Consider the following 11,626-nt stretch of genomic DNA (forward strand, 5'->3'; position numbering starts at 1 on the left):
TCTTTCTTCAATAAAAAATCTTACAAAAAGATTGAATTTATTATTGCTAAAATTTTACAAAGGATAAAGTATGAATTACAAACAGCTTCAAATTGATAATTTTTTTAATTATCTAGCCATACCTTCTCAAAGTAACGCAAAGGTTCAAAATTTACCGAGTTCTAAAGGACAATACGATTTAGCGCTTTTATTAAAAAAAGAACTCGAAAATTTAGGACTTAGTGATATTTTGTTGCAAGATAATGCTATATTAACCGCAAAACTTAAAGGAAATTCGAATAAAAAAAGTGTAGGTTTTTGTGCTCATTTAGATACGGTAGATGTCGGTCTTAGCGATGTGATAAAGCCTCAAATTTTAAAATTTACAGGTGAAGCTTTATGTTTAAATAAAGAAAAAAATATTACGTGCGATCCTAAAGATCATCCTGAACTTTTAAAATATATGAATGAAGAGATCATCTTTTCAGATGGAACAAGTGTTTTAGGGGCTGATAATAAAGCAGCCATTTCAACCATCATGACTTTGCTTCATTATTTGGTTCATGAAAAATGTGAGCACGGGGATATTTATGTAAGTTTTGTTCCTGATGAAGAAATAGGACTTAGGGGTTCTAAAATGCTTGACCTTAAGCATTTTAAACCTGATTTTGCTTTTACGATCGATTGCTGTGAGCTTGGAGAATTAGTATTTGAAACCTTTAATGCTGGATCAGCTTTTATAGAAATACAAGGGGTAAGTGCACATCCTATGAGTGCTAAAGGGGTGCTTTTAAATCCAACTTTGATAGGCATAGATATTGCTAATTGTTTTGATAGATTGCAAACTCCAGAAAATACAGAAAATGATGAAGGTTATATTTGGGTGCAAGAATTTCATTCTGATCAAATCAAAGCAAGTTTGTATCTAAATATTAGAGATCACAATAAACAAAAATATGAAGAAAAAAAACAATACATTAAAGAAGTGGTTGAATTTATGCAAAAACGATACAAAAGATCGGTTATATCCTTAAAAATAGAAGATGTATATTCTAACCTCAAAGATAGCATGAATGATCATAACAAAATAGGCTTAGAAATTTTACATCAAGCTTTTGATGAATGCAACATTAAGCCAAAAACTTTTCCTATGAGAGGTGGAACTGATGGAAGTGCTTTAGCCTTAAAAGGTTTATTTGCACCAAATTTTTTCACTGGAGCGCATAATTTTCATTCTGCGTTTGAGTTTTTACCCTTAAAATCTTTTTATCAAAGTTTTGAGGTGGCAAAAAGTATTATCAAAATCGCATCAACAAAATAAGGAGTATTTGTGCAAAATTCATTTTTATTTAATATGCAGCGTATAGGAGTTGCTTTTATTATATTTAGTGTTTATGCTGTTTTTAGTGCTTCTTGGGCTTCTACGGGTTCTTTAATGCCTCTAATAAAAGCGGATTTGGGGTTGGACAATCAAAAAGCGACCTTGATTACAAGTATTGTTGTTGTCGCAAAAATTTTTGGTGCTTCTTTTACAGCTTTTTTAATTTATAAATTTGGGCTTAAAAAAGGATATTTTTTGGGCTGTCTTTTGATGAGTTCAAGTGTATTTTTAACTTTTATAGAAAGCTATCTTGGAATTTTAATCATACGTTTTTTAATGGGACTTGGTTCAGCTTGTGCGTTAGTGTGTTTAGTGCCTATTACTCAACAATGGTTTGAAAAGAAAAGTTTGCATTTTATGATCAGTATCAATACAAACTCAAATATAGTGGGTTATATTATAGGAATTCTTTTTGCAGAAAGCATTTCAAATTATTTTGGAAATTGGCGTTATTCTTTGTCTTTTTATGCGTGGATAAATTTGGTACTAATTGTTCTTTGGATCTTTATAGGAAAAGATCAAAAGATGGATGAAAAACAAGAAAAAATAGACAATAAAAAAGAGTTTTTATCAGCTATTAAATCACGTTTAACTTGGGGTATGATTGTTTTTTACATGGGGCCGATTTTATTTTTAAATTCTATTTTTACATTTTTACCTACATTTTACGTAGAATATGCAGGTTTTACTAAAGAATTAGCCGAAATAGCAAAAAAAGAAATTCCTGTTTTGGCTAATGTAGCTATCATTTTTGGGCCTTTTATAGGAATTTATTTTAAAAGAAAGGGTTATTCTTTTAAAAAGATGCTTTTGGTTGGAAGTTTGTGTATGCTTGTAAGTGGAATTTGTATGCTTTTCTTAAAAAAATGGATTATGGTGGAAATTTTTGCTGTTTTATCGGGTTTATTTTTCTCTTTGTGGTGGCCTTTTTTCTTTAATCTTCCTTCAGAATTAAAAGACACGAATCCACAACGTAGCGCTTATATTATGAGTACTTTTTGGACGATAACTTTTATTATTTTATCTTTAAATCTTGAAATTGTATCATTTAGTGTTGATAAAACAAAAAGTTTTACTTTAGGTTTTACCTATATGTTTATTTTGATTTTGGTTTCAGCTATTGCATCTCTGTTTGTTTTGCCTAAAAAAGATCATTTTATAGAAGGAGGAAAATAAAATGAAACTCATACCAGAAATTGTAGATTTAAAAGATGAATTTGTAAAAATTCGTCATCAAATTCATGAAAATCCAGAGCTAGGCTTTGATGAAATTCAAACTGCAAAATTAGTGGCTGAAAAATTAAAAGAATTTGGCTATGAAGTTTATGAAGGTATTGGAAAAACAGGCGTCGTTGGAGTTCTTAAAAAAGGAAATAGTGCTAAAAAAATTGGACTTCGTGCGGATATGGATGCTTTGCCTATGCAAGAATGTACCCAAGTAGATTATAAAAGCAAAAAAGAAAATATAATGCACGCTTGCGGACACGATGGGCATACAAGTTCTTTATTGCTCGCTGCAAAATATCTATCAAATCAAGATTTTAATGGAACTTTAAATCTTTATTTTCAACCTGCCGAAGAGGGTTTAGGCGGTGCAAATGAAATGATAAAAGATGGATTGTTTGAAAAATTCGATAGCGATTTTATCTTTGGATGGCATAATATGCCTTTTGGATCATCTAAGAAATTTTATTTAAAAAAAGGTGCCATGATGGCTTCTTCTGATAGTTACACTTTAGAAGTCATTGGCAAAGGAGGACATGGAAGTGCTCCTGAAAAAACCAAAGATCCTATTTATGTAGCTTCTTTACTTGTAATGGCTTTGCAAAGTATAGTATCTAGAAATGTCGCTCCGCAAAATTCTGCCGTTGTGAGCATCGGTGCTTTTAATTCAGGCCATGCTTTTAATATCATCCCAGATAACGCCATTTTAAAAGTTAGTATTAGATCGCTTGATAATGAAACTAGAAAATTAACTGAAGAAAAACTTCGTAAAATCTGTCAGGGAATAGCGGATGCAAATGATGTAGAAATTAAAATTTCAAAAGAAATTATAGCTCCTATAACCATCAATAACGATGAAGCAGTGGAATTTGCATCAGAAGTTGCTAAAGAAATTTTTGGTGAAGAAAATTGCGAATTTAATCATCAGCCTTTAATGGGAAGTGAAGATTTTGGATTTTTTTGTGAAATGAGAAAGTGTGCTTATGCTTTTTTAGAAAATGAAAATGATATATACTTGCACAATTCTCATTATGTCTTTAATGATGAGCTTTTACCTAGGGCGGCAAGCTATTATGCGAGTTTAGTTTTAAAATATCTTAAATAGAATCTAATATTTCAAGTGTAATTTCTTCTTTTAAACCTTTGATTTGAATTTCTTTGAGTTTAAGGTTTGAAGGAAGATTGTCTAATACTTCTTGATTGTTTTTAGCTTTTATATTTGCACACAAAGCAAGTAAAATTCCCCTGTAAGCTTTTGCAAAATGACTCACTACCTTACCATTTTTTATAAATTTATAGGTAAAAAATTTCTTTTTAGAAATATAAAATTTATCATAAAATCCTGCTCTTAAATCAAGAATTTCTTCATTTTGTAAATATTCATCTAAAGCATCACTAAAATGCTCTTTATAAAATTTTTCTATATTAAAATTTCCAAGTTTTGCACCTTGTTTAAATTTATAAAAAGGAAGAGTGTCGCTAGCTTTTACAACCCCAAAAAGATTTGAAAATATAAGAGTATTTTTTAAAATATAATTTTGACTTTCAAAGGCTAAAGAATTGAAATTCAAATACTCATAACTTACACCATTATAAAGTGTTACGGCACTTTGAGTAGGAGCTTTTCTTAAATCGTGTTTGAATTTATCTATCTCATTTTCATTTTTTATACCAAAAAGCTCTTTTAAATCCTCTAAGCTAGAATGTTGAATATATTCTTCATACTTGCTTAGAGCTTGCATTCTAAAGGTGAATAATTCTTTAAAAATACAAGAATTTTCATTGATTGGATTTTGCGTGCAATTTTGATTTTTGCTTTCGCTTGGAGAGAATAAAATTTTCATCATGATCCTTTTAGATCATTAAAATGGAGATTTTTCTCCATTTTAATATAGTGGCACATAAGAATCACCAAGAATAGAAACAACTTCAGTGAAATCTTCGCCATTAATAGTTAATTTTTCTATAACTTTTTCTTTTTCCGTAGAATATACACTTAAAGGAACATCTTTGAAAAATACTTCTACATTGAGTTTATAGGTTGGATTTTGAGTAATTTTTTCAAGTGCTTTTAGGGCTTTATCTATAATTAAAGTTTGTTTTTCATCTTTATTGTTTTCTTTGGCTATTTTAAGCATAGAATTAGCCATTTCAATATAATCTTTAAAAACCTCTTTTGTGTCTAAAGAAAACGTGAGTTTTACATCACGAATGGTAATATTTTCTAATATTTGAGAGAGTGTAGAATCTGGAATTTTATTTGTATTATTTTCATCGACATTTTTAGTTGAAAGTGAATCTATATCGTATTTAAAGCCATGAGAATCTAGCACATCTAATAATTTAAGCTTATAATCTATATTAGCACTAAGATTTAGATTGAGTTGATCATTGCTTTGGATATTTATGCTAGAAAGATAATTATTATTTTCATCATTCTTTTTAGAGTTTAAATTTTTTAATGATATTGTAAAAGGATTAGAGATTAATTCTTTAAGATAATCATTGATTTTTTGATTTTTATTTAAATTTATTTTATCTAACTCGCTAATCGTTTCATCATCGAGTTTTATGTTTTTAAAAGTGACTTCATCTTGTAATTTTTCATTTTTAGAAAATAAAAAATTTAATAATTCTCGAAAGGAAATTAGACCTTTTTTATCTCCTGTATAAACTACATTAGATTTATATTCTACATTTTCAATTCCAAATATTTTTTTATGATTTTCAGGATTAAAAACTTCTAAATTAGGACTCACGCATTTTATAAAATTACCATCGTTTTGGCATTTAAAATCATTAAATTTAAAAAAGTCTTTGCTTGAATTTTGCTCTTCTTTGATCTGTGTATTGAGAGTATTTTCGTATTTTTTTATAATGGATTGATCTAGTGAATTGTTGTTACATGCCGCAAAGAAAACTAAACTGATGCCAATTATAAGATTTTTTTTCATATTTTTTCCTTATTTTATTTTACAAAGATAAATTATAACAAGAAACTTTTGGATTTTATACAAAAACAGAATAAAAAATAAAAATTTTTAAGTATAATACCTTTCTAAAATTTTTAAATAATGATAAAAGAAAGGACAAAATGAAGAATTTATTTTTAGGCATTTTTGCAGCTATGCTTGCTATGTTTTTAAATGCTTGTGGAGAAAATTCAAAACAGGTTAATTCTCTTGAAAAGATTAAGCAAAACGGAGTTGTAAGAATAGGAGTTTTCGGCGATAAACCTCCTTTTGGCTATGTAGATGAAAAAGGCAAGAATCAAGGTTATGATGTTTATTTAGCTAAGCGTATAGCAAAAGAACTTTTAGGAGATGAAAATAAAGTCCAATTTGTACTTGTTGAAGCTGCAAATAGGGTGGAATTTTTAAAATCAAATAAGGTTGATATTATTTTGGCTAATTTTACTCAAACTCCAGAAAGAGCAGAGCAGGTGGATTTTTGTTTGCCTTATATGAAAGTGGCTTTAGGGGTTGTTGCTCCAAAGGATAGTACTATTCATAGTATAGAGGATTTAAAGGATAAAACTTTACTTATAAACAAAGGAACAACAGCGGATGCTTATTTTACAAAAAATTATCCTAATATAAAAACTTTAAAATACGATCAAAATACTGAAACCTTTGCAGCTTTAATGGATAAAAGAGGAGATGCTTTAAGTCATGATAATACTTTACTTTTTGCTTGGGTAAAAGATCATCCTCAATTTAAAATGGCGATTAAAGAGTTGGGAAATAAAGATGTTATAGCTCCTGCAGTTAAAAAAGGTGATAAAGAGCTTAAGCAATTTATTGATAATTTGATCATTAAACTAGGCGAAGAGCGTTTCTTTCATAAAGCCTATGATGAAACATTAAAACAGCATTTTGGAGATGATGTTCAAGCTGATGATGTGGTTATTGAAGGCGGTAAGATACAATAAAGGTTTTTCCTTTATTGTATAAAAATATGCAAAAAAAATATAAAAATATCACTTATGCGTCATTGGGTGGAGTATTAGAATTTTATGATTTTGTTCTTTTTGTATTTTTTTTAGATATTTTTTCTAAGATTTTTTTTCCACAAAATAATTTTTTTTGGACTCAAATAAATACTTATATATCTTTTGGGATAGCTTATCTAGTTCGTCCATTTGGAGCTATAGTAATGGCGCATTTTGGAGACAGATACGGCCGTAAAAACATCTTTTATTTGTCTGTATTTTTGATGGTTATTCCTAGTCTTTTTTTGGCTTTTTTGCCTAGTTATGAAATGATAGGACTATATTCTACCTTTGCTTTATTTTTAATTCGCATTTTGCAAGGTTTGGCTATAGGGGCTGAGGTAAGTGGAGCTTGGGTTTATATCAGCGAATTTGTAAAAGGAAATAAAATTCCTATTGCGCTTGGCTTTGCTTCTGCTGCTTTAACTTTAGGGTTATTGCTAGGAAATTTTACAATTTTGATTTTGGATAGTTATTTTTCCAAAGATCAAATAGAGCAATATGCGTGGAGATTTCCTTTTATTTTGGCTGGAATATTTGGAATTTTTGTTTTATTATTGAGAAAAAAAATAAATGAAACTCCGGAATTTCTTAAATTAAAGCTTCAAAATTACTTGGTCAAATTTCCATTAAAACAAGCTTTAAAAACACATAAAATGAGTATGTTTATTTGTTTTTTAATGACTGTGGTTTTAACAAGTGGTATTGCAACTTTAATGATTTTACCAAAATATTTTTCATCGATATTTAATTTTACTTCATCTCAAAGTTTATGGATGCAAAATTTTGGAATTTTAGCTGTCATTTTTGGATCTATAATTCAAGGATTTTTAGCCAGTAAATGGGGGAGCTATAAAATTTGTTCCTTTTTTAGTATCACATTAATGATTTTTGGAGTTCTTTTTAGTCTTTATAATCAGCAATTTTTATGGTACTTTTTGATCGTTTGCTTTTCGCAAGGTATTATTACCTTTGCACCAGTTTTTATGACTCAAATTTTTAAAAATGAAATCAGATTAAGTGGCTTAAGTTTTTCTTACAATATTTCTTATGCCTTGTTAGCTTTTTTTACACCTTTTGTAATTGATTTTTTATATGAAAAATATTTGGGATTTTATTTTATTTTTGTGGGAATGTGCTCCTTATTTTGTGTGTTTTTGTTAAAAAAAACACACAAGGGGTTTTAAAATTAATTAAGATTTTGCAAAACTTCAAAAACAACTTTAGAAATTTTTTCTACAGAGGCTATTTCACAACGTTCATCTGTAGAATGAGGATTGTAAATATTTGGGCCTATAGAGGCACATAGTAATTTTTGTTTTTTCTCTATGATGCCGCATTCAAGTCCTGCATGAATGGCTGAAATTTTAGCCTCAGGGGATACTTTTTTCAAAGCTTTAAAAACTAAGTCGCTGAGTGCATTTGGTTTGCCTTCCCAAGGTGGGTAGAAATTGAAACTTTTGCTTTGATAGCCAAAAGCTTTGAAAAATTGTAAAGTTTCAAATTCAATTTGTTCTAAGCCATCTAAAGTGTTAGATCTTGCAAAAAGTGCAAATTCTATTTGATTGTTTTGCATTTTTAAGGTTGCAAGATTGATACTAGTTTGAACTATACCTAGATTTTCATCATAAGCTCTCACTCCATGAGAAAAGCTATTGATGGTATCTAAAAGTTTATCGCTTTGATTGCAAAATTCAAATTCTTTTTCACCTTTAAATTCGCATTTTATCCATTCATTGCTTTTAACTTCATTTTCAAAACATACTAAAGCTTTAGCGTGTTTTGGTATAGAATTAACCCTTTCTCCACCTTCAAAAAATATGATTTTTCCATGATTTTGTTTTATAAATTTGGCCATTTCTTTAATGGAGCTTTTTTCATTGTTTATGATATTAATTCCTGAATGACCGCCTTTAAAATTTTGTGCCTGTAATTCATAAATTTTACCTTTGCTTTTTATATTCTCATAGTGTAAAGTCGCTTCTATATCAACACCACCCGCACAACCTATCATGATTTCATTATCGCTTTCATGATCTAAATTTAAAAGCATATTTGATTTTATAGTATGTTCTAAAGAATTTACCCCCATGAGGCCAACTTCTTCGTTATTGGTAAAAAGGCATTCTAAATTTTCAAATTGATTCATCGCACTCATCATAATCGCTATGCCTATACCATTATCTGCACCTAGGCTTGAATTTTTGGCTTTTAAATATCCATTTTCTTCGTAAACATCTACTTTGGGTGCGTCCCCCATGCATACCATATCATAATGACTTTGCAAACAAAGCTTAGGATTTCCTTTGATAGCGTGGATATTTCCGGCTTCATCTACATTAACTATAAAATTTTTATCTTTAGAATAATTGATTAAAAATTCTTTCATTTGTTCTGTTTCATAACTACAATGTGGAATTTTGCATAAATCTTTAAAATTATCTATAACTTTTTGCATTTTATCTCCTTTTCTTTGTTAAAATTATGGCATATTTTTTTAAAAAATAAGGATAAAATTGAGAATAAATTATAATAAAATCTTAAATTTAAGAAGTGTTTTAAGCGATCCTAAAAAACTCTTAGCGATTTTGGTTTTTTCGCTTACAATTATATTTATTCAAAACTATATGGCAAAAATACCAAGCTTTAAAGCTAGGGTTGTTAGGGTTATTGATGGTGATACTATAGAAATTCTTCATTCCAATAAAACAAGTAAAGTGAGATTTTTTGGTATAGATGCGCCTGAAATCAAGCAAAATTTTGGAAAAGAAGCTAAAAATAATTTAAATGAAATTTTAAAAAATAAAGAAGTAGAAATTTTTTATAAAAATAAAGATATTTATGGTAGAATTGTTGCTATTGTCAAACTTAATAATACGGATATTAATTGCTGGATGGTAAGAAAAGGTTATGCTTGGGCTGATACTTATTATACAAATGTGTATGTTAAAGAGCAAAAAATTGCACAAAAATATAAATTAGGACTTTGGCAAGAAAAAAATCCGATTGAGCCTTATAAATGGCGTAAGCAAAACAGATTTTGAGAGTGGTTATGAAAAAATATATACTGATTATAGTGTCGCTTTTGGGATTTTCTGGATGTTTTATTAATGAAAGAGGAATTTCAAATCGTTTTTACGATGATTGCAAGGAGTATTATGATGCAAGTGGAATGTATCATAAAGATTGTCCTAGCAACTGGATTGATATTAAAATGACTCCTTGATTATTTTCCCATTGAGGCTAAAATTGTTGCTGCCATTGCATCAGGATTAACATTAGATGTGTTTGAATTTTCTCCTTGTTGTGTATCTTTTGTTGAATTAAGCGGCGGACGTTTTAAATCAAAAATATGTTCTTCTGTAGTTACAATTTGTATTGTACCTTCAAACATTTTTATATCTTTTGTATATCCAATTACCTTAACATCTCTTTTTTTGGATGTCTCATCAAATAAGGCATGGGCTTCAAGTTGAAGAATATCTCCTATTTTTAACGGAGCATAAAAAAAACATTTTGTGCCTATAACGACAGAGAATTCTTTATTGATTGCAGCTTGTGCAACATAATTAGCAGCAGCAAAAATAAAAGCATCGAAAATCAATCCATGTTCATCGACTACCATATCATTTGTTGTGATTAAAATAGACTTGGCAAAATTTTTATCAATTTCAATAATGGTACCAGCTACCGAGGTATTAAGTTCTAAACATGTCGTAAGTTCAGATCTTACTTTAGATAAATTTTCTTGCGAGACATATTCTTCAAGTTGTACATAGTCTTCAAAATTGTCTTTTTTTGCCATTTTTCACCTTTTTTGATAAATATTTTATCTATAATTTCAAAAATGAAAATCGGCAAAAAATAAAAATAATTTATATCTTTATTTTTACATAAACTCTTTTTGGAGCTTCATAACCTTCTATAGTAAGGTTTTTATCATTTGGATCCAAAAAATCATTTAAAGAATAAGAATCAATCCATTCTGTTTTTCTTTGCTCATTTTCATCGGTTTTTTTAGTGCTTAAAATTTGAAAATCTTTAAAACCTGCTCTTTCGCACCAATTTTTTAAAGCACCTATACTCGGAATAAAATAAATATTTGGAATTTTTGAATAAGTTTTATTTGGAACAAGTGCAATTTCTCTTTCATCTTCTATATACATAGTATCTAAAAAAACTACTCCATTTTTATTGAGTCCTGATTTTAATTCTTTTAGCATCTTAACCGGATCACTTCTATGATAAATAACTCCAAGGCAAAAAATCACATCAAATTTAAGCGGGTAGTTTGGAAGATCTTCAACACCTAAAAGTTCATATTTTATTGAAGTTTTAGCTAAGGCATTAATGAGTTCAAATTGCAATCGATATTTTATAGAGGGATCAAAACCTATTAATAATGCTGGATTAAATTCAAGCATTTTAAACATATAATAACCATTATTGCACCCAATATCTGCTACGATTTTTCCCGAAATTTCACTCATAAAAGGCTTTAAAATATTAAATTTAATAAAACTTTGCCACTCTGTATCAATAAAAAGATCATTTATTTGGAAAGGACCTTTTCTCCATGGTTTTAATTCTTTTGCAAGTTCTAAAATTTCATCCATTTGAGTATTATTTGTGTTTAAAATCACACAATCTTTTAAATAGAGCTTATTTTCGCAATTTAATTCTTTTAATCTTTGGATTTTGGAGTATAAAGGGTGTCTTGATAATTGATTTTCTAAAATATTTTTCATTGGAGCCTTTTTAGAGAATATATTTTTTTAATATTTTTTTAAATTATACAAAGTGAAATTATAACAAAAAGATATTTACAAAAATTCTTATATGAAGTTAAGAAAGTTTAAAAATTAAGCAATCTTATGCTTAAAATTGATTTAATATTTTTAATTTTCATTGTTTTTGTTTATGATTGATAAAATAAATATAATTTTTTATACAACTTATTATACAATAGACTATATTCTTAAAAACCAAGGATTATAAATGAAAATCATTTTGGCAATTTTAGCTTTAGTATTTTTAAACTCTTGTGCTTT

At 28.4% G+C, this 11,626-nt stretch carries 12 protein-coding genes; 7 read left to right on the forward strand and 5 right to left on the reverse strand.

The features are described 5' to 3' along the window. Positions 1–70: 70 nt before the first annotated feature. The 3 genes from pepT to CQA75_RS07800 are packed head-to-tail and all read left to right on the forward strand — an operon-like array spanning position 71 to position 3,689. A complete protein-coding gene (gene pepT / locus CQA75_RS07790) occupies positions 71–1,300 on the forward strand; it encodes a peptidase T (RefSeq protein ID WP_137624426.1) in 1,230 nt (409 codons plus the stop codon). Positions 1,301–1,309: 9 nt separating this feature from the next. Then, complete coding sequence (locus CQA75_RS07795; protein ID WP_137624427.1) at positions 1,310–2,536, forward strand: MFS transporter; 1,227 nt, start codon at positions 1,310–1,312, stop codon at positions 2,534–2,536. 1 nt (position 2,537) lies between these two features. Then, the gene (locus CQA75_RS07800; protein ID WP_137624428.1) at positions 2,538–3,689 is read left to right on the forward strand and encodes a M20 aminoacylase family protein; all 1,152 of its coding nucleotides are present in this window, start codon (positions 2,538–2,540) and stop codon (positions 3,687–3,689) included. On the opposite strand, the gene CQA75_RS07805 is transcribed toward CQA75_RS07800, so the two are convergent. After that, on the reverse strand, positions 3,682–4,428 hold the full coding sequence (locus CQA75_RS07805; RefSeq protein ID WP_137624429.1) for a YaaA family protein: 747 nt from the start codon (positions 4,426–4,428) through the stop codon (positions 3,682–3,684). The two genes, CQA75_RS07800 and CQA75_RS07805, sit on opposite strands and share 8 nt — an antisense overlap. A gap of 42 nt (positions 4,429–4,470) precedes the next feature. After that, a complete protein-coding gene (locus CQA75_RS07810) occupies positions 4,471–5,538 on the reverse strand; it encodes a JlpA family lipoprotein adhesin (RefSeq protein ID WP_137624430.1) in 1,068 nt (355 codons plus the stop codon). Between the two features lie 140 nt (positions 5,539–5,678). On the opposite strand from CQA75_RS07810, the gene CQA75_RS07815 reads away from it, so the two are divergent. Together CQA75_RS07815 and CQA75_RS07820 are read left to right on the forward strand one after the other, a co-directional pair. Further along, the gene (locus CQA75_RS07815) at positions 5,679–6,515 is read left to right on the forward strand and encodes a cysteine ABC transporter substrate-binding protein (protein WP_137624431.1); all 837 of its coding nucleotides are present in this window, start codon (positions 5,679–5,681) and stop codon (positions 6,513–6,515) included. Positions 6,516–6,541: 26 nt separating this feature from the next. Further along, entirely contained in the window at positions 6,542–7,762 is a 1,221-nt protein-coding gene (locus CQA75_RS07820; protein ID WP_137624432.1) for an MFS transporter, read from the forward strand. A gap of 2 nt (positions 7,763–7,764) precedes the next feature. Here the strand turns inward: CQA75_RS07820 and CQA75_RS07825 are convergent, their stop codons facing one another. After that, complete coding sequence (locus CQA75_RS07825; protein WP_137624433.1) at positions 7,765–9,033, reverse strand: M20/M25/M40 family metallo-hydrolase; 1,269 nt, start codon at positions 9,031–9,033, stop codon at positions 7,765–7,767. 58 nt (positions 9,034–9,091) lie between these two features. Between CQA75_RS07825 and CQA75_RS07830 the strand changes: the two genes are divergently transcribed. Further along, positions 9,092–9,619 (forward strand): thermonuclease family protein, encoded by a 528-nt coding sequence (locus tag CQA75_RS07830; RefSeq protein ID WP_137624434.1) that lies wholly within the window; start codon positions 9,092–9,094, stop codon positions 9,617–9,619. An 8-nt stretch (positions 9,620–9,627) separates the two neighbouring features. Next, complete coding sequence (locus CQA75_RS07835) at positions 9,628–9,801, forward strand: hypothetical protein (protein WP_137624435.1); 174 nt, start codon at positions 9,628–9,630, stop codon at positions 9,799–9,801. On the opposite strand, the gene CQA75_RS07840 is transcribed toward CQA75_RS07835, so the two are convergent. Together CQA75_RS07840 and cmoB are read right to left on the reverse strand one after the other, a co-directional pair. Next, entirely contained in the window at positions 9,802–10,380 is a 579-nt protein-coding gene (locus CQA75_RS07840; protein ID WP_137624436.1) for a hypothetical protein, read from the reverse strand. Positions 10,381–10,450: 70 nt separating this feature from the next. After that, positions 10,451–11,323 carry a tRNA 5-methoxyuridine(34)/uridine 5-oxyacetic acid(34) synthase CmoB gene (gene cmoB / locus CQA75_RS07845; RefSeq protein ID WP_137624437.1) on the reverse strand — a complete coding sequence of 291 codons (873 nt, stop codon included), beginning with the start codon at positions 11,321–11,323 and terminating at the stop codon, positions 10,451–10,453. Between the last annotated feature and the right edge of the window lie 303 nt (positions 11,324–11,626).

It is taken from the genome of Campylobacter taeniopygiae (assembly GCF_005406225.1).
Lineage (GTDB): Bacteria > Campylobacterota > Campylobacteria > Campylobacterales > Campylobacteraceae > Campylobacter_D > Campylobacter_D taeniopygiae.

What these genes read in the sequence shown, in the direction of transcription:
- CQA75_RS07810 (WP_137624430.1), bottom strand. Translation starts at nt 5,538, where the DNA reads ATGAAAAAAAATCTTATAATTGGCATCAGTTTAGTTTTCTTTGCGGCA.
- CQA75_RS07840 (WP_137624436.1), bottom strand. Translation starts at nt 10,380, where the DNA reads ATGGCAAAAAAAGACAATTTTGAAGACTATGTACAACTTGAAGAATAT.
- CQA75_RS07835 (WP_137624435.1), top strand. Translation starts at nt 9,628, where the DNA reads ATGAAAAAATATATACTGATTATAGTGTCGCTTTTGGGATTTTCTGGA.
- CQA75_RS07815 (WP_137624431.1), top strand. Translation starts at nt 5,679, where the DNA reads ATGAAGAATTTATTTTTAGGCATTTTTGCAGCTATGCTTGCTATGTTT.
- CQA75_RS07825 (WP_137624433.1), bottom strand. Translation starts at nt 9,033, where the DNA reads ATGCAAAAAGTTATAGATAATTTTAAAGATTTATGCAAAATTCCACAT.
- CQA75_RS07820 (WP_137624432.1), top strand. Translation starts at nt 6,542, where the DNA reads ATGCAAAAAAAATATAAAAATATCACTTATGCGTCATTGGGTGGAGTA.
- pepT (WP_137624426.1), top strand. Translation starts at nt 71, where the DNA reads ATGAATTACAAACAGCTTCAAATTGATAATTTTTTTAATTATCTAGCC.
- CQA75_RS07805 (WP_137624429.1), bottom strand. Translation starts at nt 4,428, where the DNA reads ATGAAAATTTTATTCTCTCCAAGCGAAAGCAAAAATCAAAATTGCACG.
- CQA75_RS07800 (WP_137624428.1), top strand. Translation starts at nt 2,538, where the DNA reads ATGAAACTCATACCAGAAATTGTAGATTTAAAAGATGAATTTGTAAAA.
- cmoB (WP_137624437.1), bottom strand. Translation starts at nt 11,323, where the DNA reads ATGAAAAATATTTTAGAAAATCAATTATCAAGACACCCTTTATACTCC.